Genomic DNA, 24939 nt, shown 5'->3' with positions numbered 1-24939 from the left:
TTCAGATGCTCGGCAGTGTCCTTCCTAGATACAATCTTAACTAATACAGCAACCGGATGATTTCTTCACCCTTAATGACTGTCAGCGGCTGGGCAGTCAACCTTCCCTCGTCCAGATTATGCTCGAACATCACCAGCAGGTAGCAATCCGTATGCGCGGTAGCCGGCACAAACGGCAGCATATGCACGGTTCCCTGCGGCAGGGACGGAATATCCTCCAGAGCCAGCCTGCTGCCGGATTCATCCGTTATGACATATTGGCCGCTCTCCGTAATGCCCAGACTGGCGGCATGCAGCAGCAGCACCGGCAGCTTGTCGCTGAGCGGATTCTTGATCTGATTCTTCACTGTCTTGACAGCTTCCGCATAGGAGCGGTGAGCCTGGGTGGTAGCCCGTTCTATATCCGGACCTTGCACTGTCCTTGGAGACATGGCTTCAAAACGGACCCGTGCATTCATATCCCCCGGATAAGTATATAGCTGGGGGACCACGGCAATCTCGAAGAAGCTGTCTTCCTCCCGCATCAGCTTAGCTGCCTTGTACGGCCGGTAATTAACCGTCCGGTGGATCTTACCGCCTTCCGCAGTGAGGTCCATCCAATACCCGAGATCCACATATTCCAGCCGGGCCATATCATTGAAGCTGTAGAAGGCCAGCTGCAGCAGCTCAGCCCCTTCCTTCACCAGCCCGTATTCCTTCAGTTCGCTCAGCTGCCAGGCATGCCCCAGCCATTCATCGATGGTCGATTCATGATCGAGTGCAAGCTCCGGGTCCTCGCTCCGGGCCAACAGATACGCCCGCCCCTTCTTAATAAATGCATGAAGACGTGACAGCTGCTCCATCGCATATGTATAGTTCTGTTCCTGGTCCTTGCCGCCGAACATTAGAATCGTGAACCGGCGCAGCTCAATCTGTGCTCCTGACAGATAATAGTTGCCAAGCTGCTTCACCTGCTCCTGAATCGTCTTCATGCTCGAACGGTCAATGGTAGACAGTCCGCCGCGGACGAACCCCAGCACCAGCTTCTCAAGCATATCGAGCCCTTCAAGCTGGGCGGTAATTTTTTTCTTGAGCGCGGATTTGTTAACCTTCTTTGGCTTAGGCTCTGCCCCTTCGGCCGCCTGCTTCACCTTATTCTCTTCCCGCTTCTCGGCCTTCTCACGCTTGGAAGCTATGTCTTCAGGGACGGGAGCGGGGCTGAACGTCTGGCCTTCGGCCATGGCATAGAGCAGGCCTAACGCATGCTTACAGGGAAACTGGCGGCTGGGACAGCTGCAGCGGAAGACCGGATTGTCCGGCACGATGAAATCCACAGAACATTCATAGGGAGTCTTGCCACTCCCTGCACATTTTCCAAACAGCAGCTCTCCGTCCTCCGACTGATGAAGCTCTATGAAGCTCTTTTTGCGGACCAGACCTTGACCGTTCTTGATGGCTGCAGCATTGGGTGCAAGTGAATCAACGTATGATGAAGTAAGTTCAGGCAAATCAGATTCCTCCCGGCTGAAATAAGATGTACGCGGCATAAAAAGGAGTGCGGTTATGACACATGCAAGTTATTACCCAACTTCAACGGATAAGATCACATGTTTGCATTTATCTTAGCAAAAATATTCCAACGATCCAATCCCGGAGGGCTTTTCGTGGAGAAAATAGTAAATATGAACTAGCTATATAAACTTATCTAGGGAGCGCATGCAGGGAATAAGTGTATTTCGTACAGTTAAAAAATAGGCTTTCCAGCGGATTTGTTCCATTAATTGTATTCTGTACAACTAAAATTACGAAAATTGATCATTCTACGAAAGGCAGTCTATATAAGTGCATAAAATACAGTTATCCAGCTTATCTCGTACTGTCAGGAGATTTCAGTTGCATTAAATGCAGTTAGAGCCAGGCTGATTTCTCTGCTTCAATCAAAGTCCGCCTCTGCTCCGCCCCTTACGTCGGCCCGTCGGCCCGTCTTCCCTACCACTAGAATAAGCCTTGTCTCTGTCTGCAAAATAAAAGAAACGGCCCACTGTCACAGATGACAGTTGCCGTTTCAATATTCCAAGCAAGTTATTTTATTTAAACCAGCCTTTTTCCTTAAAGCGCGTGATCGCTTCAATCCGGTTGCCGACATCCAGCTTGTCCAGGATCACAGAGATATAGTTGCGGACCGTTCCGGTTGTAATATACAGCTGGCTGGCGATCTCCTTCGTATTCTTGCCGTCCGCGATCAGCCCCAGCACTTCCTTCTCACGCTGCGTCAGCGGATTAGCTTCGCTGCTGTAAGCCTCATCCATCAGCTCCGGCGCGTAGATCCGTCTGCCGTCCATCACATTGCGGATCGACAAGGCCAGCTCTTCGCTTGGACTGTCTTTGAGCAGATAGGCATCAACTCCGGCCTTAACTGCACGTTCGAAATAACCGGTCCGTGCAAACGTGGTCAGTATCATGATTTTGCAGCCCGATCCCTTCAGTGCTTCCGCTGCTTCGAGACCGGTCATGGCCGGCATTTCAATATCCATGATACAGATATCCGGCTGATGCTGCTTCACCAGCTTCACGGCCTCTTCCCCGTTGCCTGCCCGGCCCACAACCTTCATATCCTCCTCCAGATCCAGGAGGGCGGCGAGCGCTCCCAGCAGCATCCGCTGATCTTCGGCAATCACTATCGTAATCATTACACGTTTACCTCCATTTCCGGCCGCTGTGCAACATTAGGCACCTTAATAACTATCGTTGTTCCTTCGTCAAGCACCACATCCATACTTCCGTTGACGAATTCAAGCCTTTCCTTCATCCCCTGCAGCCCATGACCTTTATGATAGTGATTAGTCCCTTCAATTCCCGCGCCGTTATCCTTCACCCTGATGACCAGATCGGTCCGGGAAGGTTCAATCTGAATCAGGCAGAGCGAGGCACCGCTATGTTTGACCACATTGTTCACGGCCTCCTTCATACACATGCTCAGCACATTCTCGGTAATCAGTGAAGTGTTGGTCAGGTTAGGGTCACCCTCCAGCATGTAGCCAATCTCTGCGGCCTGGAGTAATTGCCGGATACGGATCAGCTCATCTTCAAGCCGGATGCCCCGCATCTGGGTAATCATTTCCCGGACTTCCTTGAGGGCGCTGCGGGCCGTCATCCGGACATCATTAATTTCGATCTGGGCCTGCGCCGGATTCTTAGTGATCAGCTTGCCTGCCAGGTCACTCTTCAGTCCGATCAGCGACAGCCGCTGCCCCAGCGTATCATGAAGATCACGGGAGATCCGCTGACGCTCCTCCATAACGACCAGCTCGGAGATCCGTTTGTTGGCATCCTCCAGCTGTCCCTGCAGCTTATCCTGATTGTTGCGGTTATATGTCGTGGCCGGAAGCAGCACCACAGCAATGATACTAACCAGCACGAACGGCAGCTGTGAGAGAAACACAGGATCACGTGTAATCAGCTCATAGTTGATGGCAACAATCGTCGTCAGCATATGAATGGAATACAGTGTGAAGAAGGCGGCCCGTTTCTGGATATTCCCGATAAAAAAAGCCAGGAACAGCGCAAAGTACATGTAACCGAACAGCAGCGTCATCGTAATCGAGACCACCATCTGTACACTGGTCCAGAAATAGACCACCCAGCCCTTAGACTTGAACGACAGCACATAGCAGGCAAAGAAGATAATAATCATCAGTATTCCGTAAACCCAGCGGTCCGGAGAGGCTGAACGGAAGATGGAGTAGAACGGGAGAATGTAAAAAATGACCCACACATAAGGACTTAGTCCCGTACTTTTATGAAAAATATGATGCCACTTCTGCATGTTTGCCATCCTTTTTGCCAGCAAGATTATACCCCCATTTTAGCATAAACCATCACATAAACGGCAATTCCGCTCAACATTTCGGACAAAAAGAAAGACCAGCTCCGGCATCCTGCACGCCGGAACTGTCTTTCTCTTCTGTGACGGCTTCTATTTATTCTGGAATCCCGGTTTGATTACCTTCAGCACCTCGGCTGCCGCAGGCTTCTTTTGCTGCAGCCGCTGCTTCATTTCCTTGAAGCTGACGAACGTTTTGTGCTCCTCATCCCACAGACGGTACTTCAAGGCCTGCAGACTGGTGCTGAGCGTAATGGTTGTCGCTTTTTGCAGCGGCGGGGTGGCATTATGGGCCAGCTCCAGATTATAATTGGGCACCTTCGGGCTCAAATGATGAACATGGTGAAAACCGATGTTGCCGGTAATCCACTGCAGCAGCTTCGGCAGTTTATAATAGGAGCTTCCTTCTACTGCGGCGTTGACATAGCTCCATTCCTCATCATGCTCGAAGTAGGTATCTTCAAACTGATGCTGCACATAGAACAGCCAAATCCCGAGAAAACCGGAGAAGAACACAACCGGCAGCTGCACCAGCAGGAATGCCTGCCAACCGACAAGCATAATCATCGTACCGTACAGAGCCACTATCGAGACATTCGTCAAATACGTATTCATGCGTTCCTTGCGTCTGGCACCTTTGGCGTTGAAACGGTACTGGATCACGAAGACGGCAATGGGTCCGAGTACAAACAAAACCAGAGGGTTACGATAGATCCGGTAGTATAGTCGCTGCAGCGGTTTCGCGGCTGCATATTCATCCACCGTCATAATCCAGATGTCGCCGATGCCTCTTTTGTCGAGGTTGCTGCTTCCCGCATGATGTATCGAATGGCTGTGCTTCCACTGGCGGTAAGGGACCAGAGTGAGCACACCGGTTATTGTTCCGAAAATATCGTTCGCTTTGCGGTTCTTGAAGAATGAGCCGTGACAGCAGTCATGACAAATAATAAAGGTGCGGATGACAAAACCTGCAGCCGGAACGGCGAACAGCAGCGTCAGCCAGTAGGAAACGGATAAGCTGAAATAAGCAGCAGTCCATAGGAGCACTAGTGGTCCAAGTGTATTAATGAGCTGGTAGATGCTCGCTTTACGGTCTGTTTTTTCGTAAGGGGCTACGCTTTTCTTCAAGCTGGAGAGCTGGGATGTCTGGTTTGTAGTCATCGGGATCGTTTCCTCCTCGGATGCATCCATTCAAGGATACTTATCTCTCTACATTATAGAGAAGAAAGTGTCACCCCTGTAAGTCACAAACATCAACCCCGGTGTATGACATATGTCATAGTCACCCCTGAAGAGATTGCCTCCCAGACTCCTTCGCCCTGACCATCGGCAGCAGAATCAGCATCGCCATCAGGAACAGTATGCCACTTCCGGTGAATACTGTGAACAGCGAGAAGGCTTCCTTCAAATAACCTGCCGCAGACATTCCGATCACCATGAAGCCCATGAACATCGGCCCCATTATACCGCCAACCCTGCCCATGTAGCCGGCCTCGGTATTCCGCAGAATCAGTGTGTTGATGCCGATATGGATACACGGGTAAAAGAATCCGGTCAGCGTCTGTAGTAGGATCGTCAATGCTGCATGATGCGACCAGCCCACGCCGACCGTTCCAGCCGCACTGACCAGCAGACCGAATGCCAGCATCGTCTGTGGCTTCACGGCTTTGCCTTTGCTCATAATGAGCATTCCGCCGAGCAGCATCGCCGCCCCGTTCGCCATCATGATCCACTGCAGGAACCCTCTGTCCCTGCCCAGATTCTCAATGATTACGAATACCCCCAGCGGCTGGATCAGTCCTGCGGCAAGCCCCGCAAACGCAAAGGCTGCGCCAAGATTCTTCAGCACCTGGCTCGAACGAACATAATCCAGTCCGGATTTCATTTCAGCCATGATCCCGTTCCGGAGCTTTCCGGCCTGCTGCGGCGCGTCTTTGGGCAGCAGGCCCAGAATAAGCGCAGAGCCGGTGAACATACCGATCATCACAGCCAGCGATACCTCAATTCCGTAATGGTTATAGATGAAAGCGCCGATTACCGGACCAATCACCATAAAGAAAGCAGACAGCGACTGGAACATGGCCATCACACTCTGTAACTGATCTTCAGGCACATGCTGTTTGAACAGCTTCATCGCAGAAGGCTGCGAGAATTGTGACAATATAGCTGATACCAGGGTAGCCAGCAGCAGTGCCCTCCACGATCCGGACATGACAACCAGCAGCACCACAAAGACGGAACATGCCGATAACGCATCACTGATCATCATCGTCCGCTTGGGCAGCCACCTGTCCGCGAAGGTACCGCCTATAATAGCAAACAGAAAAATTGGAGCATATTCGGCCACCGAAATGAGCGAGACATAGAATGGATCATTCTGCGTAATATCCGTCACGTACAGCAGAATCGCAAAGTTCCTCACCCATACTCCGAGCTGCAGAAATACTCTTGACATAATAATCGTTCTTACATATTTGTTCCTTAACACGACGCTATCCCCCATACATTAATATAGACTAAATAGATATATATCTAATCTGTTTATTAATATATAGATATTAAGTTATTTTGTCTAGTTATAAAATAGATTATTATTTCATTAATCTATTTTATAACTGTGAATATGGCTCGAATCCTATAACATCACAGATGGACACTGTTCCATAAAAAAAGTAACCGCTCAAGTGAATGATGTTGGAGCTTGTGCGGCTTATGCGCTTATAAGATATTAAGTGCCACCGCATATTACTTCATTTAGATTACTTCTGGGGCGCCTCAAGCAAACAAGCGTACTTGCGCTCCTCATTTCTTCCGTGGTAGCACATTGCATTGTATTCGGTTTTTCTGTGAAAATACTTCTGGCACAACCTGCGATAAACGCACGGCCTACGTGGCACGTCCAGTCCAATTGTGTTCGGTTTTCCGATTACATTCGGCCTACGTGGCGCTCACAGTTCAATTGTGTTCGGTTTTTCGATTACATTCGGCTTACGTGGTGCTCCCAGTCCAATTGTGTTCGGTTTTTCGATTACATTCGGCTTACGTGGCGCTCCCAGTCCAATTGTGTTCGGTTTTTCGATTACATTTGGCTTACGCTACCCACCCGGTCTAATTGTGTTCAGTTTTCCGTTAAAATTTGTTGAATAGATGAACAGACGACGTTCTGTTTTTAGGCGCGCTGCTCATTTTCATGCTGGAGTTGTGCCTTGAAAGACATGTTTGTTTTCGCATACATTGGCTCTCCCTTGGCTCGCGACCGGTGAAATTAGAGGGGTTACTGACGATTATCATCTCTATAACCATAAAAAAAAGCACCCGAAGGTGCTCAAAGTGCTCGTACTCATCCTCATACTTATATTCTTATGTCCTATGTTCCTATTTCCCAATGTTCCTATGTTCCTACATTCTTATGGCCTATATGCTATGCTATATGTTCTTATCTGGTCTTTACGGTTAGCGCCACCCCGATGCATCAATCCTGCTTCACATGCTCCTCACGATACTCCGTCGGCGTCTTGCCGGTAGCCTTTTTAAACACCTGAGTGAAGTACCTCGGGTCCTGATAGCCCACAAGCGGCGCTACCTGGTAGACCTTCACATTGCTGCTTCGCAGAATGTACTTGGCATTCTCCATCCGGCAGTGGGTGACGAATTCCAGGAAGGTGTAGCCCGAGATTTGTTTGAACAGTGTGCAGAAATGGCTGATGCTGAGATCGGCCACCTCGGACACTTCCTCAATGCTGAGATCCTTGTGGTAATTGGATTCAATGTACCGTTTAACCTTCTCAATGATGCTGCGCCCATCTTCGCGGGCTGCTGTGCTGTGACTCTGAAGCAGCCATTCACGGAATTCCGACTTGAGTGCTTCGATCATGCCTGACAGCGTTCCCAGGCCATGCAGCTTGCTTAGCAGACTTTCTATCGACCATTCGCTATGGGTGTTCAAATGCTCGAACTGCCGGTACAGCACCACGCTCATCTCAATAATCAGACGCTCCGCGAGCGGCTGCGGAAGGGCCTGGGATTCAATGAAGACAGACATCTCGTCAAAAAGGGCAAGCATACGCTCCAGGTTCAGGGTGCGGATACTTTCAATCAGCGAGAGCTCCAGCTCCTTCGGATACTTCACCTCACGGCTGCCAGCTGCTGCAGTCTCCTCTTCAATGAATACACCGGCTTGTCCGGAATAGAACCGCTGATATAAGGCCTGAGAAGCTAACGGATAGACCGTGCTTAACTGATCAATTCCCTGGGTGGACCGGCTGATGCCAACAGAACAGTTCAGCTTAGAGTAACGTTTGATGCCGGCAATCAGCTGTTCACCGAGCTCTCTTTTGCCGGCACTAATGCCTGCCGGGAAGAGCAAGATCCATTCCCCGTTGTAGAACGGGAAGATGGACAACGCCCCATTCTCCAAGGACCATTCCTCCAGGATATTGCGGACCGCGAACAGCCAGAGATGCTTCTCTTCCGCACTCCACTTGGCTGTCAGCCCGGCATAATCGTCCAGACGGACAACCGCCATGAAATATTCATCTTCCAGCTCGCTATTCTCCAGCCACTTCAGATGCTGCAGCGGACGCGGGTTGCCCAGCGTGAACTCGGCCAGCATGCGCTCGCGGGCAAGCATTGACAAGGTCTGCACTGACAGCATCAGCTGTTCATTTTCCTTCTGGCGGTCAAGCCGCTCTCTGGCCCGGGTGAGCATCTCCGCCAGTTCCTCATGGTCAATCGGCTTCAGCAGATAATCAAACGCACCGAGCCGCAGCGCCTCCCTGGCATATGTAAACTCCCCGTAGCCGCTGATGAAGATAAAAATCAGCTTGGCGCTGCGCGGAAGCACCTCCTTCATTAAAGCGATCCCGTCAATCACCGGCATGCGGATATCGCTGATAATAATATGCGGCGTGGTCTCCTGAATCAGCTGCAATGCAGCTTCCCCGTTCTTTGCTTCACCGACTATCGTCAGGCCAAGCTCTTCCCAGGGAACCGCAACCTTCAGGCTGCGGAGAATAATCGGCTCATCATCCACCAGCAGCACTTTATATTTATCCTTATGTTCACTCATCTCTTGCACCCCCCAGGCTTATTGACCGGCCGAACTCCGGATCAGATTCCAGTATTGCTTGGATGCATCTTGCAGCTGCTGTAAAGCCTGATCCGTATGCATCCCTCCATCAATCATCTCTTCAATTACACTCAGAAATGTCGTTTTCACTTCAGGGGACAACAGATTGTCATATGGCACAAAGCTCTGATTGTTCTCCTCCATCATATCCATGACCTGGGCAAACACCGGGCCGGTCTTATCCGGGTCGAAGGCAATGCGCATCGACGGAATTCTCAGTCCTTCGTATACTATCCGGGTCTGAATCTCCTTCGTATAGAAAGCTTTCATCAGTTCCAGGGCAGCTTCCCGCTTCGCTCCGCTGAGGCTCGAAGAGAGTCCGATTCCTATAGTGTAGCCGCCGGCGATCGACGTCTCTGCCCCCTTGATCAGCGCGGGAAACGGAATTACACCAACCTGGTTCTGGAAATCTGCCGGCGCTGCCGCGCCTGAGAACAAATTGATGTCCCAGTTTCCGTTAAGATACATGGCTGCTTTCCCTTCCGTGAACAGACCCACAGCATTCTCGGTGGATACATTATTGGAATCACCACTGAAAGCACCTTCATCTATCCATTTATCCAGATGGCGGAACGCATCCGAGTAGCTGCTGTTCTGAAAGCTCGCCCCATCCTCCCCGGTAACCAGCTTCTGTATAAGCTCGGGTCCGGCATAGCGGTCCATTAGATAATGGGCGAAGACCCCTGCGGGCCAGAGGTCTTCGTTGCCCAGCGCAAACGGGATATATCCTGCCGCTTTCAGCTTCGTAATGACTCTATCGAGCTCCGCAACCGTTACGGGAATATCCAGTCCGAGCTCAGCGAAGATACTCTTGTTATAATAAAGCGGTTCAGCATTGCCCTCAATGGGCAGCCCATAGATACGCTTATTGAAAGTCCACAGATGCAAATCCTTAAATTGATCGCCCAGTCCGTTCACTTCGGTGAAATCCGTTAGATCCATCAGCCGGTTCGAACGCACATAAGGCTCGATCTCCGCTCCGCCGAAGAGGACGAACATATCAGGCGGTGTTCCAGTGACCATTTCACTCTTCAGCTTCTGCTCCCGGTGAATGGTCTGGTCCAGACCCTCGAAGTTCACCTTCACATTCGGATGGCTCACCTGATAGTTCTTCACAACTTCCTCAAAGATGGCCAGAAGCGGACGGTCATGCTCCTTGATCCAGAAGTGCCGGAAGGTCAGCGTGATTTTCTCGGGAGAGTTATCTTCGATCTGCCCGCTGTCTTCCTGCATAATGAACCATACCGCACCGGACATTAGTACAGTATAGAGCAGAATCCATCCCCAATTGGTCAACCATCTAGCAATACTCCGCTCCTCTTTCATTTGGTTTCTCCTTCTCATGACGGCTGAATCTTCGGAATCCGGATACAAATTGTTGATCCAAAGCCGGGAGATGAGCAGACCAGAATGCCATAGGGATTGCCGAACCGGATGTTCAGGCGCTCATGCACATTCTTCAGGCCCACCCCGCTGTCACTGTATTTCTTGGCATTGGCCCTTTCCTTGTTCCATTGGCTCATTAGCACCTCAAGGTCAAAGCCCGGTCCGTTATCCTTGACGATAATGATAACATCATTGCCGTTCTCCTGTGCCTTGACCGTAATGGTGCCATGCTCCTCCATCTGTTCAACTGCATGATATAAAGCGTTTTCGACGATCGGCTGGACAATCAGCTTCTGGGTCATCACGTACCTCAGCGGTTCAGGCAGCTCCAGCTCATACGAGAACTTCTCTCCGAAACGGAACTTCTGAATATCGAGATAATGGCGGACATGCTCGAATTCCATTTGCAGCGGAATCAGCTCCTGGTTCTGGCTGATGCTGATCCGCAGCAGCCTGCCGAGCGAAATAACCATTTTACTGATATCCCTGTTACCTGCCAGTACGGCCATCGAATTAATCGATTCCAGTGAATTATAGATGAAGTGCGGGTTAATCTGCGCCATCAGCGCCTTCATTTCCGCTTCCTTCTTGCGCCCCTGTTCCGTCTGCACCTGCTCAATCAATTCATTGATTTGCGAGCTCATCCGGTTGAAGCCGTCAATGAGGGAATCACTCTCATCATTGGCACGGAGCGGTACGGGGATCGGGATGAATATCCCCTGCTTGACCCGCTTCATTCCATTCACCGCACTGTTAATGCTGCGGACAAGCCTGCGGATGAAATAATGGTCGAACAGAAAAGCAGACAGCAGCGACACAATCCCGAGGATAACCGCAATATTACGGATAGATACCGATTCTGATGAAATCAGATTCATCGGTGTAATAGCAGCCAGATACCAGTCTGAATTATGTGAGGGCAGGAAAGTGATCAGAGACCGCTCCTCCTGATAATTGTCAATGTAATAGTCCTGCTCCTGCGTATAATCCTCCTGCAAAAATGGAAAATCCGTCCGCTCACCAATATGCTCCCCCGACTTGTTAAAGACGATATTGCCCTGCTTGTTCACCAGCAGAATATCCCCTTTCTTCAAGGTGGCAGCCTCCCAGAAGATTTGATCGAGCAAATCCGGCTTCACGTAAACGACCAGGTAGCCAATATCCTCCAGAGAATAGAAATCCTTAATCACTCTTGCCTGCACAAGCACAGGTTTACCCGCGCTTGCCGAGCCGTTCTCTCCGGGACCGGACCAGACAGGACGCCCCTCGGCACTATTCATCGCTCCGAACCAGACCTGATTTTGCATTTCGGCAAAAGACATCGGCGCGTTATATTGATAGATCAGCCGGTCTTTGCCGTATAGGCTGAAGGAGGTGATCATTGGATGAATTAACAGCAGATTGTTGATCAACTGCTTGTTGTCATAGGTGAGGACAAAGTTCTGCTGCTTGAGCGCCTGCTGAATTGGCGGCTGCGTAATGGCTGAATTGGTGGTCGATGAAATCTCACTGAGCGCGAACTTCAGCTTGCGGTCCGTCTCCTGCAGGGAGATCCAGTAGAAATTGCTTGATTTCTTCTCCATAGCATTAGAGAAATTGACATACGTAACAATCCCCATGACGATCACGGGAATGAAGACGAGAAGAATAATAGCAAACAAGATCTTACGACGGAGCTTCATGTATGTTCCCTTCCTCCAGCTGACTCTGTCTATTATTATTCTTCATAGCATTCTTTATTTCCTGTCGCAGTCATTTATAGATTGGTTAACCGGGTGGAGCAAGCGTTTTCGCCTGCTTCACTGCATAGTTCCATTCTTTGGCCGGATCGGCTTTTTTTTCCGACACGTTTCTCAGCGCATTCTTGAAGAAGGTATCAGCCCTGTCATGCAGCGGTCCGTAGTATACCCATTTAACACGGTTAGCCGCTTTACCGAATTCAACAGCAGTCTGCTGGCCGCCGAAGAACTCATCCTTGAAATCTGCGAATGCAGGATCTTCATACAGAGCAGGGGTCGAGGGGATCAGCCCTTTGGTCTTGAAGGACTCCAGCTGATTCTCCTTGTTAACGAGCCACTGGATGAATTCATAGGCTTCCTTCGGATGCTTCCCTTCCTTAGGCAGGGTAATGAACGAACCGCCCCAGTTGCCGACGCCTTCAGAAAGCTGGGCAATTCTCCATTTGCCGGAAGAATCAGGTGCACTGCTTTTGATTTTGCCGGCAAGCCATGCCGGTCCTATCACAACTGCGAATGAACCGTCATTCATGCCTTGTTCCCATTCAGGCGACCAGATCTCCGAATTGCTGATCCAGCCTTCCTGAATGCCTTTAACAGTAAAGTCATACGCTCTCTTCAAATACGGATTGGTGTCGCCGAAGAATGTTCCATCTGTTCTGCTGAAATAGATTTCATCTACAGACTGGTCTCGAAGTGCATTAAACGTAAGATCCGTCAGGTCGGAAAAGTACTTCCCGGTTATTTCTTTGAAATCTTTGGCGACAGCAGCGAATTTATCCCATGTATCGATCGCTGCGCTGAACCCTTCAGGGTCGCCGGGCAGGCCGGCTGCTTCAGCCAGATCGGTGCGGTAATAGACCACAGTTGGTCCGATATCAGCCGGAAGTCCAAGCTGGAAGCTGCCGTCCACGGATGAGGCTTGTTTCCACTTCCATTTTAGAAAGTCCGTCTGGATATCTTTGGCTCCAAGGTCGTTCAGATTATAGAATTTGTCCTGAACACCCAGGTAATGTTCCATGAAACCGGCCTCAAGCTGGAAAATATCAGGTGTACCCGAACCTGCCGAGAATGCTGCCGCCAGTTTGTTATGGTGTGCATTCGTGTCACCGGTGTTCTGCACCTTAATGGTTACATTCGGGTGTTCCTTCATGTATGTATTGGCCAGCTCTTCATAGTTCATGTCGCCCATTGTCCAGAAAGTAAGCTTTACCTTCGCTTCGGGCTCTGTATTCTTCTCCCCGGAGGTTGGTGCATTCGCGCTTGCTGTATTGTTACCCGTATATTTATCCGCAGCAATGTTGCCGCTGTTGTTGTTAGCTCCGAATGCCGCGGGCGAACCTATGAGTATGATGGAAACCAGCGTCAGCGCCAAGTACTTTGCTTTTTTCATTCCTCTGTACCCCTCTCAAAGGTTTCTCTTACAAGATTTAGTGTACAGTAGGCGAGTGTTTTTTTTTGAGGAGGCAAACCGCCGATTTATGGTGGAAATATTTCCGATTCGGCAGCTTTACCAAACGCGAGGCTTCAATACAGAAGAAACCAGACTGCTATTCAGTCCAGAACGCACAACGGGGCTTTCCCAAAAGTAGGTTTTCTACCGCGGAAGACAGTTCTCTTCATTCTTAATACTACAAAAAGTGAGCAGAGCAGCGATTCTCCCGTTATTGGAGGATCGCTGCTCTGCGTTTTTGGTCATTGGTGGCTTGCTTCAGCAGATTATGAGCAAGGGAAAGCCATCCGACCTCAAGCGTCACTTTCTCCAAGCCGCGAAGCAGAAATCACCGGAACCCACGGTTGTTCTTCAGTTGTCCAAACACACTTTCTGGCTCCGTCATTCGGCGTACGGCCAAGGCGTAACCTTCCTCACTCCGTAGAATTTCCCGAGCCTGTTTCTGGTATCGTAGTCGTTCCAAACTGACGACCACCTCCCGATTTCCTGCCGCTTTCGTGCAATGCTCCTTTAGGGGGCAGCCGTCACAGGAGCCGCTTCGGTAATGACGTCTACGAATTTTATAGCCGCTCTCTAAGGTCTTTTGCTTTCCCTATGAAAATGCAGCATTTTCCCGGCTGGGCACGTCCAGTTATCCTCGGCTGTATGGTGTATCCAGTTCTCAATTTTACCAACATTCGCTTTCCAGGCTTTGCTCTTTTCCTTGTGGTAGCTGCCGTACTTTACTACCGCCTGAATCTTTTCCCTTTCCAGATAGGCGTAGTTTTCTTCGCTGCCATAACCTGCATCCGCAATGACTGTCTTTGGCAATTTCCCGAGGATCTGATTCCAGCCGGTTGACGGCTGCATTCACGAACGCGATCGAGGTGGTTCGAAGGAATATCTTCTTCGAGATCCATGGGCAAGCAAAGTTGGTCCATGGACTATTAAATGTACAAAGAAATCGCTCCTTTGGGAATGGTTGGGTGGTACCTCCATTTTACCAAAACGAGCGATTTCTTTTTGTGATTTTTGAAAGACCTTTTAGAAACGCCCCCCGCTTTAACAGCGGAGAGGACGGACTGATTGTGGAAAAGCGGTAGCGGTCGCCTTGCTCTCCGGATTTTTACCGCTAAGGGAAATAAATAAAATCTGGAGAGCACAGCGATTGTAGCAACGGTCCGTTCGCGCAGCGTCCACACCACGTTCACAAGTTAATCCAACTCAAAAAAAGAGGGGCCGTCCCAAGCAGCCATTTCATGGCTTTTGGGACAGCCTCGTAAAATGTGGATAAGCGATTTATTCGCGCTTCAATTGCTTGGTGTTGGCTAGATACAGCGTGATCACCAGTACAAGTATGGCACCGGAATACAATATAGTGTCCAGCGGACTCTCATGATCGATGATGATCAGCCGGATGATCGCCGTAATGCCGATATAGATGAAATAACGGAGCGGGAAATGATAATGGGCCTCGAAATACTTGATAATCAGCGCAATGAATTCGAAATACAGGAAATACACCAGTATCCCTTCGAGCAGCTCCAGCTTGGATAATTCACTGGCATCATTAATGTGGCTGAAGATGTATACTGTTTCCTTGCCCAGGAAAATGACCAGAATCAAGGCGAGTACAACAAGGGACAGGTTCAATACCCATTGCAGAACCAGCGGCACAACAGCGAATTTGTTAAGAATTTTCATCGTATCAGCTCCTGCTCCAGGTTAACCCACAGTATAGAAGTGATTACGTTTCCAGTGCAAGTACTGCTTAACCGGGATGAGCGAAGTGGATTTATGGCCTGCTCGCGGGTATACTGTTTGTATTTACTGAACTACTTTCATCCCTATAAAAAGGAGATTTATCCCATGCCCATCAACCGTCCTTTGCTGACCGACAGCGATCTCCAGGAAGCGATTGACCGCAAGCTGCCCGTCCGTGTATTCCAGGATGACCATCTAGTGAATTCCGGTGCGACTGTGGTCCGCTTCACAGATTCAGATGTTGTGATCCAGTCCCGGGTCAGCGATTTGACCTATTATTCGCGCAGCCGATGCGAATTCTTCGAAGTCCGGCCGTAGCACATGAAAGAACAAGCCTTGGGCAAGTGTGAGCTATGCGGCCGTTCCCCTCTCGCAACCACCGTCCATCATCTGATTCCCCGTGAGAAAGGCGGAGCCCTGCTGCCTACCGCTCTTCTCTGCAAGGCTTGCCACCGGCAGATTCATGCCCTGTATACCAACAGCGATCTGGTCATTCTTGGCCTGACAACGCTAGACAACCTTAGACACGACCCCAGGATCGCCGCATATCTCCAATGGATCATCAGGCAGCCGCCAGGTTCTGAGCCTAAGCTCCGCAAATCCAAGCGTGTGCGGGGTGGATATTAAGCCGCTTGACCGAAAATATGAATAGATTGCCTGATATAGAGACACTATAGAGCGGAGAATGGCCGGCAGGCCAACAATACTCTATAGTGAGGCAGGTGCGTTTATGTTCAAGCGCTTTGACGAAATTGCCATTGAGATTCCTGAAGTGGAGCGTCCCGATCCAAATGCCGCAGCAGCAGTTCAAGAGCTGCTTGGCGGTAAATTCGGCGAGATGTCGACACTGAATAACTATCTGTTCCAGTCGTTTAATTTCCGCAGCAAAAAAAAGCTCAAGCCCTTCTACGATCTCGTTACAAGTATCACTGCAGAAGAACTTGGTCATGTAGAACTGGTATCGCATGCGGTCAATAAATGCCTGTGCGGATCAACAGCCTATAAGGAACCGGATCAGACTCCGCTTAATCCGTTCAAAGATGCGCGAAATACATATTTCGCCCTCGGCGGAGCCCAATCCGCTATGCCCTTCGACTCTATGGGCCGTCCCTGGAGCGGTGAATATGTCTTCAACAGCGGGAATCTGATTCTCGATCTGCTGCATAACTTCTTCCTGGAGTGCGGTGCCCGTACACACAAGATGAAGGTGTATGAATTGACCGACCATCCGGCTGCGCGTGAGGTTATAGGTTATCTGCTGGTCCGCGGGGGAGTCCATGTAGTGGCTTATGCCAAAGCGCTGGAGGTGGCTACCGGTGTTGATGTCAGCAAGCTAATTCCAATCCCTTCCCTCAGCAACAAGGCTTTTAATGAGACCCGGAAATACGAGTCCAGAGGCGTTCATACGAAGCTGTATACGAACAGCGATGGTGACTTCACAGCGATCAGGCAGATCTGGAAGGGGCTGCATCCGGAGGATGGACAGCCGCTCGAAGTAATCGAAGGTATACCTAAGGGCTTCCCGGTTCCCGAGGCGCCAGAGGTGCCTGAAGAATTCGCTCCGGGCATCTCCGAGGACGATTTCCTCGCCATTGCTGCCCGCCTGCAGTCGGCAGCCAATATAAGCTCTTCCGGAAATACGAATTAAACGCTAAGCTGCACCAGGTAAGTAGAGTGAAATAACCAGATATACAAAGAAGCAGGTGCCCCCCATCCGGGAAAGCACCTGCTTCTTCTGGTTCTATAGTTTGCTGCGATATATTCTGCATCTGGCGGTTCCTATTTGAGATTCATTTCTTCCTATCGCCATAAGCGCTCAGCTTCTCATTGAGAACTTCCTGAAAGCTCTGGACTTTGTCTTCTGACTTCTGCGGCTTAGGATTAAGAACGGGCTGAGGTCTAAAAAACTGATGATTAAAAGCCATAAGATTATGTACGCTCATACTCATTGAAGTTCAACCTCCTTCTGTAATCTTCACCTTAGTTTGCGTGAGTGCGAAATATCTTATCCCTTATATAACCTGCTCTTTCCAGTCTTAAACAGTTATTTATTAATTTAAGCAAAAAAATAACCTCCAGGCCGCTAACCCGGCCGGAGGCTATGTACAAACACAATTACCGCTTATCTCTTCAGTGCTGCCCAGGATGCTTCATCCAGCAGTCCCAGCTCCTCCTGGTTTAGCCGGAAGGCCATGGCACCGATATTCTCCCGGGCATGGCGGGCTTTGGATGCTCCCGGGATGGCAACTACGGTGTCGCCATGATAATGAATGAGCCAGTTAAGGGCTACCTGGCCCGGTGTCACCTCATATTTCTCTGCCAGCTTACCCAGAGAATCAATCAGCGGCTTACTGCGGGTCAGACCGGCATCGTCCAGACCCGATTGCATCCGCCGTATCCGGGAGACTGCAGCAATCTGCGACGGATCATTGTGGAAGCGACCGGTCAGGATGCCTTGCTGCAATGGAGAGTAGGCGATAATGGAAATCCCCAGCTCCTTGGCAGCGGCCAGAGTCCCATTCTGATCGATATTGCGGTGCAGCAGATTGTATTTGACCTGATTGGATACCAGCGGGAGCCCGAAGGTTTTCAACAGCCGGTGTGCCTCCACCATCTGCTTGGCGGAATAATTGCTTACGCCCACATAACGGATTTTGCCTGCCCCCACAAGTCCAGCCATAGCTTTCATCTCACTGGCAATGGAGGATAAGGAGAACGGCTGATGAATCTGATACAGATCAATTCCTCTTCCTCCCAGACAGGCGATGCGCTGGTCAATCGTTGCGGTAATGGAGCCGGCTGTCCGCAGCAACGGCCACCACTTGGTAGCGATCAGCGGTGCGGCATGCGGGTTGCCTTCCTTCCGGAGCTGATCCAGCACATGAGCCAGCGCCTCTTCCGATTTGCCCCCTCCATAGATTTCTGCCGTATCGACCCAGTTCATGCCGCCTTCCAGGCTGACCCGTACAATATCCAGAATATCCGCATCAGTGAGATTACTCCAGTAGCGGCCCACGATGCCGCTTCCCCGGCTGAACTGCCAGCAGCCGAGTCCAAGCGGCGATACGGATAAATCCGACTGCCCCAGCAGGCGTAAATTGACCTTGCTTGTCAGTGTCTCCATAGTTCATCCTTCTCTCAGAGAATTAATTGAATCCAATATGTAAGAGCATATATAGCTATGAGACAATATCATTGTACACAAAGCTTAAGTCTTACCCTACGGGCTGTCAATTGTAGTGCCATTAACACTGCATAATAAGGCCATGGCCTTAAAAAAGGAGGATATGGTATAATTGCCCTGCCATACTGCTCTAATTCTTGCAGGAAGCTTACATAAACACAACCATAACGGAGGGAATTCATTATCCATGATTAAATTTCTAGGTTTCCTGCTGCTGTACCGTCTGCTCGGCAATCCATTTCTGGCCCTGATCATTCTGCTCGTCGTTCTATATTTTGTAGACCGCCGTTATGTAGGCATTCTGCCCAGCTTCTCCAAGCCTTTCCGCCGCAGCCGCCAGATTTCCAAACTGCGCTTGACCATTGCACAGAACCCGAACGATGTAACCGCCAAATTCGATCTGGCCCGGCTGATGACAGAGCGCAAACGCTACAGCGAGTCCAAGGAGCTTCTGACAGCAATTGTTGACCGTTACGAAACATCGGCTGAGTATTGGGTGGAGCTGGGATATGCTAACCTCAAGCTGGGCCAGCTTCCCGAAGGAGAAGCCCAGATGCTCAAGGGACTGGAGATCAACCGCAGGGCGCAATACGGGCAGCCCTACCTTCGACTTGCCGAAACCTTCCGGCATGTAGACCATGACAAGGCACTCCACTATGTGAGCCAATTCCAGGAGATTCAGACCTCCTCCAGCGAAGCTTATTATCTGGCGGGTTCCATGTACAAGGCTTTGGGGCGCGGGGAAGATGCCAAGCGTGCTTTTGCCGAATCGCTTGCCGTCTACCGCACCTTGCCCAAATACAAGAAACGCCAGGAACGCGGCTGGGCGCTGCGCAGCTATTTCGCCAAGCTGCGCTGAGCGGCTTATTATTAATGATACAGGACCTTTACCGCAAACAACCTCCGGCTGCTGCACGTTACCGTGCCCCGGAGGTTGTTTGTGTTATTTTACAGGAACCGTTATCTCAAGTTCAGGGATTTAGAGCTCCTTAGAGATTCAGGGATTTGGGTTGTTCCTCTGCAGCTGCCGTACTGAACGGCCACCAGTTGGCCCGGCCGAACATCCGCACCATTACCGGCACGAAGAACGGAAGGAACAGCAATGCGTACAGGGCCAGACCAGATAGCACCACGGTGGCAATCTGCATCATCGACAGCACCCCTGAAGGATACATCGAGGCGAAGGTTCCGCCAAGAATAACAACGGCTGACAGAATTACCGTTCCCATATTCCGCATGGCATGCAGAATGGCTTCACGCACATCCCATGTTTTATTCTCATTGAACCGGGCCATCAGGAAGATACTATAATCTACCCCGAGGGCAATCAGCATGACGAAGCTGAAGAATGGAGTCGTCCAGGTGATCCCGGAATAGTTCAGCAGATGGACGAAGATCGCCTCCGTTACGCCCAGTGCTGTAAAGTAGGTAATCAGCAGTGAGATAATCAGATACAGTGGCATAATGATTGACCGGAGCAGCAGCACCAATATAATGAAAATACCGCCCAGCATCAGAATCACGGTCCGCGTGTAATCCTCATTAGAGATTTTCTGCAAATCGCTGTAGGTGCTGGTCACGCCGCTCATGGCTGTCTCCGCATTTTCCAGCTTCGTACCGGCCACAGCACGGTCCACTGCAGCCTGGATATCTCCGACACTGTCAATGGCTTCAGCACTGTATGGATTCTCAGCGAATACAACATCCAGTGTCATGACCTTACGGTCTCCGGACAGATAGGTATCAAATACCTGCTGAATACCGTCAGCTTCAAGCGCCTCTGCCGGTACGAAGAACCCGCTCAGCTCGTCATCCTTGGCATCCTGAATCTGCTTAAGATAATCCTGCGCGGAACTCAGGCCGCCAGTAATTTGTCCCAGGCCATCCGCACTTTGGGTAAGTCCGCCCTGCAGCTGGCCAAGCTGGCCTGTAAGCTCACCGAAACCGTCCGCGAGCTGCTGCTGTCCGCCTTGCAGCTGATCCAGCCCGCTGGTGATGGACGGAAGCTTGCCGACAATCTGCTCCTGTCCGTCTGCCGCCTGATTCAGGCCGGATTGCAGTTGGCCGATACCGGCCACCAGCTGATCCAGCCCCTTCGCCAGCGCGGATTGGCCTGCTGCCGCTTTGACATAACCGGCATTGGCTTCGCTCAGCCCTGCTGCCGCCCCTTTGAGCTGGGCTGAAATCTGGCCCAGCCCTCCGGCCAGCCCTGCAGCTCCAGCGCCGCTCTGCGTCACTGTACCTTTGATCGTCTGGTAATTGATATCCTGCAGCAGCTCCGGATGCGCGGACTCAAGTCCGGTGAAGGAGCCTTGCAGGCCTGTCAGTGCATCGGCAACACCCTGAAGCTGTGTCTGCAGGCCGGCAAGCCCTCCATCCAGCGCCGTCAGGCCGCTTCCGATCTTCTTGTAGCCTTCGAGCAGTGCCGTATTGGCCGCTGCCAGCTGTTTCGCGCTTGCCGCCGCCTGCGAGAGGCCGGTCTTAATCTCTCCGGCTCCGGCTGATCCGCTGCGGATTCCGTTCTCAATACGTGACAGGCCGTCACCCAGCGCATCGATGCCTGCCTTGAGCTCAGCTGTACCTTCCGTCAGCTTGGCGCTCCCGGATACGGCCTCTGTAAGTTTCGGCCCATTCTCTTTCAGCTGCTCGCTTGCTTCAGCAAGCCCGCTCTGAATTTTGGTTAAGCCTTCATTGCTCTGATCCAGCCCGTCGGCGAGCGTAGCGACCTGGGTAGGGATCAGGAAGTCATTAATTTGCTCCCCGGTTGGACGGGACATGCTGCGCACAGCCTTGACTCCGTCCACCTTTTCCAGCTCACGGCTGATTTTCTCGGCCAGGCCCATATATTCAGCCGTATCCATCCGGTCATCATTCTTAATGACAATCTTGCCCGGCATCGACTCACCCGGACCGAAGCTCTCCGAGATCATGTTGAAGCCTTTGACCGACGCGTAATCCGAGCCGATTTCATCCATGCTGTTGAAGCTCAGCTTCCCGCTGTATGTAAGCAGGAACGGTACAACGATGACTGCCACAATCAGCAGCGCAGCCCAGGGTCTCTTCAGGGAGAAGGAGCCTGCCGCCCCCCAAATCCGGCTCTCGCTGTGCTCCAGCTTGCCGCGTGACGGCCAGAACAGCTTTTGGCCCAGCACCGCCATGAAGAACGGTACAATCGTCACGAGCGCCAGCAGCATCACGGCAATCCCGACAGCTACCGCGACCGCTGAACGGTACAGCATGAATTTGGACAGGCCGATCGCCAGGAATCCGACGAACACCGCCAGCCCTGAATAGAATACGGTACCGCCCGCTTTACGGTAAGTAGAGATAATGGCACTTGTCGTATCCTCGGAATGGGCAAGCTCTTCCTTGAACCGGCTGATCAGCAGAATGCAGTAATCCGTCCCGATCCCGAACATAACAGCGACCATGAAAATCTGTGTGAACGTGGACAGGGGGAAATCAAACCGGTCCACCAGAAAAGCCACAACCGACTGTGACACAATATAACTCAGCCCCACGGTTAACAGCGGCACAAACGGCGCTACGAACGAGCGGAACACAACGAACAGAATGAGCAGAATAAAGACAACTGTAATGTATTCCGACTTCTTCAGCCCGGCTTCAGAGCTGGCAATCGTATCTTCTGTAATCAGCCCTTCACTGGTCATATAATGATCAGCGGTGACGTCCCCCAGCAATGCCCCGGCCTTGGCCGGCAGCTCTTTAACCTCTTCTTCTCCGCCCTGCACCGACAAAGCAACCATGATTGTATTGCCGTCTTTGGCAATAAGGGTATCCTTAAGTTCAGGCTGTGTAAAAGGATCGGTGATCGCACTGAGATTCAGGGAAGCCTTATTCGCCGCCAGCTTCTCAACGCCTTGCTTAATACTCTCGGTGTCCGCAGCCTGCAGGCCCTCTGGCTTGTTGAACACAAGCGCAACCTGATGTACGGTTTCCCCGCCTTTGGCTTCTGCCACTTCCTTCATGATTTCGGCGGCTTTTGACGAAGTGTATCCTGCCGGGACCGAGATCTGCCCCTTCTCCCGTACCAGATCAGACATAGCCGGGGCGGTCAGGAATAGCACTACTGCCACCGCCAGCCAAATAGCGATAATTGCCCATCTTGCTTTTAAAATAGTTCTCAATTTTGTCTACCTCCTGGTTCCTGCATCAAAAATGCCAGCTTCTCAAACATCGTAATAAACCGCTCGATATCGTGATCCTCGAAGTGGAACAAGTAGGGGGAGATAACCTCCTGCATCTGCTTCTCAGAAGTGCTGTAGACACTTTTGCCATGCTCGGTCATCGTCAGATACACCTGCCGGCGGTCATTCTCATCACGGGTCCGCTCAATCATTCCCGCTTCGTCCAGCCGGTTGATAATAGCCGTAATTGAGCTTTTGCCCACCGCTACAGCCTCAGCCAGATAGGTGGAAGTACATTTCTCCTGTCCGGCAATCAGCCGGAGGATCAGGAACTGGTCATTCGTCAGCCCTTCGCCAAAAATATCCCTGAGCCTGGCGTTAATCTGCCTGGTAACCACCATATATGCGTCCACGTAACGGTTGATCCATTCCTCTGCATCTTTTTTCATGCGGGTTCCTCCTTTACGAAATAATAGTTCACGTGTAGAACAGTTTCACAGTAAAACTATATTGTCCTAATCTTAAAAAGTCAACCGCTCATCATGAATTTTACATTCCATCGCAAAAACAGCCACCCTGCACCGTAAAGTGCTGAATGGCTGTTCTCTTCCGGTATGTTCTGTCTGTGATGTTCTGTTACGTTGATGCCAGCCTTTCCGCTCTACTCCTCGTCCTCGGTCTCTTCAACCTCGTACACACAGCGGAATATTTCGATTCCGGCTGCATTCTCGCCCAGGCTGTATACCATAAATCCAAGGCTGCGATAGAAATCCGCGGCAATCTCATCTTCGGTCTCCGCCACCAGATAACGCGGCTGACGGGTCGTCACCAGTTCCAGAATCATCCCCCGCGCATAGCCCTTGCCCCGGTTCTCCGGCAGCACTGCAATATGGCGGATATCCAGCGAACCGTCTTCAGTCTCTTCAAAGCCGGTGAGGCCGAGCAGCAGCCCTTCCTCCTCCCAGCCGCATAGCTGCAGCGCCGCTTGCTCCCGGTATTCTGCCGACGTGCGCTCCAGCGCATCCGGATCATCTATAACCGCATAAGCCAGCAGTTCGTTCACCTCAGGTGTTCCGACAAGTGGCTTCAAATCAATCAACATTATGTGACCTCCTAAAAGTTTGTTTAACACGCAGCAGTGCATATCCCGCCCATACCCCCAGCAGATTAAGCAGCAGGTCATCAATATCCAGGCTGCCCGCCCGCAGCAGCATTTGCATCAGCTCAAGCACTATTATACATAGAACGGATACTAGCGTTAACCGCAGCAATGAGCGGTAGGCGGTGCTAACCAGAGGCAGCAGGATGCCAAAAGGCACAAACACAGCAACATTACCCAACAGGTTGACCACCCGCCCTGAGTAAGACACTCCGTTACTCATATCAAAATACAAACGCATTGTGCGCAGCGGCTCCAGATTGTAGCGCAGCGGCCCCTCCGTCTGAACCGTCCGTCCAAAGCCGAGAAACATCCAGTAGATCAGCACTGCACTGTATATGAGTAGCAGCAGCCAGGCCAGTATCCGCCGCCCCGGGGGCAGCTTCTGTCTGTTTGCCGCCGGTTTTCCTTTCCGCCGGTGTTTACGCGTGTTAGAGATTGCTCTCACCTTCAATGATTTCAATGGTGCCGTCATTTTTGCCGATCACTGCCATATCGGCAATACCGATGAACAGCCCGTGCTCCACGACTCCTGGAATACGCTGGAGGGCAAGCGCCAGATCAGCAGCAGAGTCAATAGCCTCGAAGCGGCAGTCAGCAATGTAGTTGCCGTTATCCGTCTTATACAGCTCACCGCCGCTGCGGCGCAGCTCCGGCTTACAGCCAAGCTTGGCCAGGTCAGCGACAGTCCATTCCCAGGCAAACGGCACGATCTCAACCGGCAGAGGGAATTTGCCAAGTGTGGTCACTGCCTTGCTCTCATCTGCTACCACAATCATACGGGTGCTGCCCATCGCAACAATCTTCTCGCGGAGAAGCGCTCCGCCTCCCCCTTTGATCAGCTGCAGTGCACCATCAAGCTCATCCGCGCCGTCAATGGTCAGATCCAGAGAATCCACTTCGCCAAAAGCAACCAGCGGAATCCCCAGCTCACGGGCCTGATCCTCCGAAGCCTGCGAGGTTGCCACTGCCGTGATGTTTAAGCCTTCGCTAACACGTTCACCCAGCTTGCGGATGGCCCAGTAAGCCGTAGAACCCGTACCCAGCCCTACCTTCATTCCGTCCTGCACGTACTCGACGGCTTTCTCTGCTGCCAGCTGCTTAACATTGATACTCATTTTATTACCCCCATGTTATCCGT

General features: G+C 51.2%; 21 protein-coding genes and 1 pseudogene. 4 read left to right on the top strand and 18 right to left on the bottom strand.

The genetic code is table 11. From position 1 onward, the window contains the following. Positions 1-40: 40 nt before the first annotated feature. The 11 genes and pseudogenes from R50912_RS14705 to psiE form a co-directional block, all read right to left on the bottom strand. Positions 41-1486 carry an SWIM zinc finger family protein gene (locus tag R50912_RS14705; RefSeq protein WP_042235921.1) on the bottom strand — a complete coding sequence of 482 codons (1446 nt, stop codon included), beginning with the start codon at positions 1484-1486 and terminating at the stop codon, positions 41-43. 579 nt (positions 1487-2065) lie between these two features. Further along, the gene (locus R50912_RS14700) at positions 2066-2668 is read right to left on the bottom strand and encodes a response regulator transcription factor (RefSeq protein WP_042136705.1); all 603 of its coding nucleotides are present in this window, start codon (positions 2666-2668) and stop codon (positions 2066-2068) included. Then, on the bottom strand, positions 2668-3804 hold the full coding sequence (locus R50912_RS14695; protein ID WP_042235918.1) for a sensor histidine kinase: 1137 nt from the start codon (positions 3802-3804) through the stop codon (positions 2668-2670). The genes R50912_RS14700 and R50912_RS14695 overlap by 1 nt, the downstream gene beginning before the upstream one ends. A gap of 150 nt (positions 3805-3954) precedes the next feature. Continuing rightward, positions 3955-5022, bottom strand: coding sequence for a Delta(5) desaturase DesA (locus R50912_RS14690; RefSeq protein WP_042235916.1), 1068 nt, complete (start codon positions 5020-5022; stop codon positions 3955-3957). Positions 5023-5143: 121 nt separating this feature from the next. Next, complete coding sequence (locus R50912_RS14685) at positions 5144-6349, bottom strand: MFS transporter (RefSeq protein WP_042235914.1); 1206 nt, start codon at positions 6347-6349, stop codon at positions 5144-5146. Between the two features lie 984 nt (positions 6350-7333). Then, positions 7334-8929, bottom strand: coding sequence for a response regulator (locus tag R50912_RS14680; protein ID WP_042235911.1), 1596 nt, complete (start codon positions 8927-8929; stop codon positions 7334-7336). Positions 8930-8947: 18 nt separating this feature from the next. After that, complete coding sequence (locus tag R50912_RS14675) at positions 8948-10315, bottom strand: ABC transporter substrate-binding protein (RefSeq protein WP_042235908.1); 1368 nt, start codon at positions 10313-10315, stop codon at positions 8948-8950. A 14-nt stretch (positions 10316-10329) separates the two neighbouring features. Continuing rightward, positions 10330-12057: a cache domain-containing sensor histidine kinase gene (locus R50912_RS14670; RefSeq protein ID WP_042235905.1), complete on the bottom strand. Its 1728-nt coding sequence runs from the start codon at positions 12055-12057 to the stop codon at positions 10330-10332. Between the two features lie 85 nt (positions 12058-12142). Further along, complete coding sequence (locus R50912_RS14665) at positions 12143-13504, bottom strand: ABC transporter substrate-binding protein (RefSeq protein ID WP_042235902.1); 1362 nt, start codon at positions 13502-13504, stop codon at positions 12143-12145. Between the two features lie 271 nt (positions 13505-13775). Further along, a pseudogene (locus tag R50912_RS36450) lies at positions 13776-14383 on the bottom strand (transposase); the annotation flags it as partial. 459 nt (positions 14384-14842) lie between these two features. Beyond that, positions 14843-15247 carry a phosphate-starvation-inducible protein PsiE gene (psiE, locus tag R50912_RS14655; protein WP_042235901.1) on the bottom strand — a complete coding sequence of 135 codons (405 nt, stop codon included), beginning with the start codon at positions 15245-15247 and terminating at the stop codon, positions 14843-14845. Positions 15248-15412: 165 nt separating this feature from the next. On the opposite strand from psiE, the gene R50912_RS14650 reads away from it, so the two are divergent. The 3 genes from R50912_RS14650 to R50912_RS14645 all read left to right on the top strand — a co-directional run bounded on the left by R50912_RS14650 (position 15413) and on the right by R50912_RS14645 (position 16955). Then, positions 15413-15625 (top strand): hypothetical protein, encoded by a 213-nt coding sequence (locus tag R50912_RS14650; protein WP_039298136.1) that lies wholly within the window; start codon positions 15413-15415, stop codon positions 15623-15625. Positions 15626-15628: 3 nt separating this feature from the next. Continuing rightward, positions 15629-15934, top strand: a complete 306-nt coding sequence (locus tag R50912_RS34190) for an HNH endonuclease (protein ID WP_081956504.1) — start codon at positions 15629-15631, stop codon at positions 15932-15934. A 103-nt stretch (positions 15935-16037) separates the two neighbouring features. Next, positions 16038-16955 (top strand): manganese catalase family protein, encoded by a 918-nt coding sequence (locus R50912_RS14645; protein WP_042235898.1) that lies wholly within the window; start codon positions 16038-16040, stop codon positions 16953-16955. 142 nt (positions 16956-17097) lie between these two features. On the opposite strand, the gene R50912_RS35590 is transcribed toward R50912_RS14645, so the two are convergent. Both R50912_RS35590 and R50912_RS14640 read right to left on the bottom strand, forming a co-directional pair. Further along, positions 17098-17256 (bottom strand): hypothetical protein, encoded by a 159-nt coding sequence (locus R50912_RS35590; RefSeq protein ID WP_197073083.1) that lies wholly within the window; start codon positions 17254-17256, stop codon positions 17098-17100. Between the two features lie 173 nt (positions 17257-17429). Next, positions 17430-18431: an aldo/keto reductase gene (locus R50912_RS14640; RefSeq protein WP_042235895.1), complete on the bottom strand. Its 1002-nt coding sequence runs from the start codon at positions 18429-18431 to the stop codon at positions 17430-17432. A 247-nt stretch (positions 18432-18678) separates the two neighbouring features. Between R50912_RS14640 and R50912_RS14635 the strand changes: the two genes are divergently transcribed. Then, positions 18679-19350, top strand: coding sequence for a tetratricopeptide repeat protein (locus R50912_RS14635; RefSeq protein ID WP_042235893.1), 672 nt, complete (start codon positions 18679-18681; stop codon positions 19348-19350). A gap of 130 nt (positions 19351-19480) precedes the next feature. Here the strand turns inward: R50912_RS14635 and R50912_RS14630 are convergent, their stop codons facing one another. The 5 genes from R50912_RS14630 to rpiA form a co-directional block, all read right to left on the bottom strand. Continuing rightward, positions 19481-22639, bottom strand: coding sequence for an MMPL family transporter (locus R50912_RS14630; RefSeq protein WP_042235890.1), 3159 nt, complete (start codon positions 22637-22639; stop codon positions 19481-19483). Further along, positions 22636-23088 carry a MarR family winged helix-turn-helix transcriptional regulator gene (locus R50912_RS14625; protein ID WP_042235886.1) on the bottom strand — a complete coding sequence of 151 codons (453 nt, stop codon included), beginning with the start codon at positions 23086-23088 and terminating at the stop codon, positions 22636-22638. Before R50912_RS14625 ends, R50912_RS14630 begins: the two co-directional genes overlap by 4 nt. A 212-nt stretch (positions 23089-23300) precedes the next feature. Beyond that, positions 23301-23741 carry a GNAT family N-acetyltransferase gene (locus tag R50912_RS14620; RefSeq protein WP_042235882.1) on the bottom strand — a complete coding sequence of 147 codons (441 nt, stop codon included), beginning with the start codon at positions 23739-23741 and terminating at the stop codon, positions 23301-23303. Further along, entirely contained in the window at positions 23731-24261 is a 531-nt protein-coding gene (locus R50912_RS14615) for a VanZ family protein (RefSeq protein WP_231637857.1), read from the bottom strand. Before R50912_RS14615 ends, R50912_RS14620 begins: the two co-directional genes overlap by 11 nt. After that, complete coding sequence (rpiA, locus tag R50912_RS14610) at positions 24230-24910, bottom strand: ribose-5-phosphate isomerase RpiA (protein WP_197073117.1); 681 nt, start codon at positions 24908-24910, stop codon at positions 24230-24232. The genes R50912_RS14615 and rpiA overlap by 32 nt, the downstream gene beginning before the upstream one ends. Between the last annotated feature and the right edge of the window lie 29 nt (positions 24911-24939).

The sequence above is a fragment of the Paenibacillus sp. FSL R5-0912 genome, from assembly GCF_000758605.1.
Classification (GTDB): Bacteria; Bacillota; Bacilli; order Paenibacillales; family Paenibacillaceae; genus Paenibacillus_AQ.
The sequence above is the reverse complement of the archived record's forward strand: the minus strand, read 5'-3'. Positions and strand labels throughout refer to the sequence as shown.

Coding starts and splice junctions, on each gene's coding strand:
- R50912_RS14700 (WP_042136705.1), bottom strand. CDS start 2,668: ATGATTACGATAGTGATTGCCGAAGATCAGCGGATGCTGCTGGGAGCG.
- R50912_RS14695 (WP_042235918.1), bottom strand. CDS start 3,804: ATGCAGAAGTGGCATCATATTTTTCATAAAAGTACGGGACTAAGTCCT.
- R50912_RS14690 (WP_042235916.1), bottom strand. CDS start 5,022: ATGACTACAAACCAGACATCCCAGCTCTCCAGCTTGAAGAAAAGCGTA.
- R50912_RS14680 (WP_042235911.1), bottom strand. CDS start 8,929: ATGAGTGAACATAAGGATAAATATAAAGTGCTGCTGGTGGATGATGAG.
- R50912_RS14675 (WP_042235908.1), bottom strand. CDS start 10,315: ATGAAAGAGGAGCGGAGTATTGCTAGATGGTTGACCAATTGGGGATGG.
- R50912_RS14670 (WP_042235905.1), bottom strand. CDS start 12,057: ATGAAGCTCCGTCGTAAGATCTTGTTTGCTATTATTCTTCTCGTCTTC.
- R50912_RS14665 (WP_042235902.1), bottom strand. CDS start 13,504: ATGAAAAAAGCAAAGTACTTGGCGCTGACGCTGGTTTCCATCATACTC.
- psiE (WP_042235901.1), bottom strand. CDS start 15,247: ATGAAAATTCTTAACAAATTCGCTGTTGTGCCGCTGGTTCTGCAATGG.
- R50912_RS14650 (WP_039298136.1), top strand. CDS start 15,413: ATGCCCATCAACCGTCCTTTGCTGACCGACAGCGATCTCCAGGAAGCG.
- R50912_RS34190 (WP_081956504.1), top strand. CDS start 15,629: ATGAAAGAACAAGCCTTGGGCAAGTGTGAGCTATGCGGCCGTTCCCCT.
- R50912_RS14645 (WP_042235898.1), top strand. CDS start 16,038: ATGTTCAAGCGCTTTGACGAAATTGCCATTGAGATTCCTGAAGTGGAG.
- R50912_RS35590 (WP_197073083.1), bottom strand. CDS start 17,256: ATGAGTATGAGCGTACATAATCTTATGGCTTTTAATCATCAGTTTTTT.
- R50912_RS14640 (WP_042235895.1), bottom strand. CDS start 18,431: ATGGAGACACTGACAAGCAAGGTCAATTTACGCCTGCTGGGGCAGTCG.
- R50912_RS14635 (WP_042235893.1), top strand. CDS start 18,679: ATGATTAAATTTCTAGGTTTCCTGCTGCTGTACCGTCTGCTCGGCAAT.
- R50912_RS14625 (WP_042235886.1), bottom strand. CDS start 23,088: ATGAAAAAAGATGCAGAGGAATGGATCAACCGTTACGTGGACGCATAT.
- R50912_RS14620 (WP_042235882.1), bottom strand. CDS start 23,741: ATGTTGATTGATTTGAAGCCACTTGTCGGAACACCTGAGGTGAACGAA.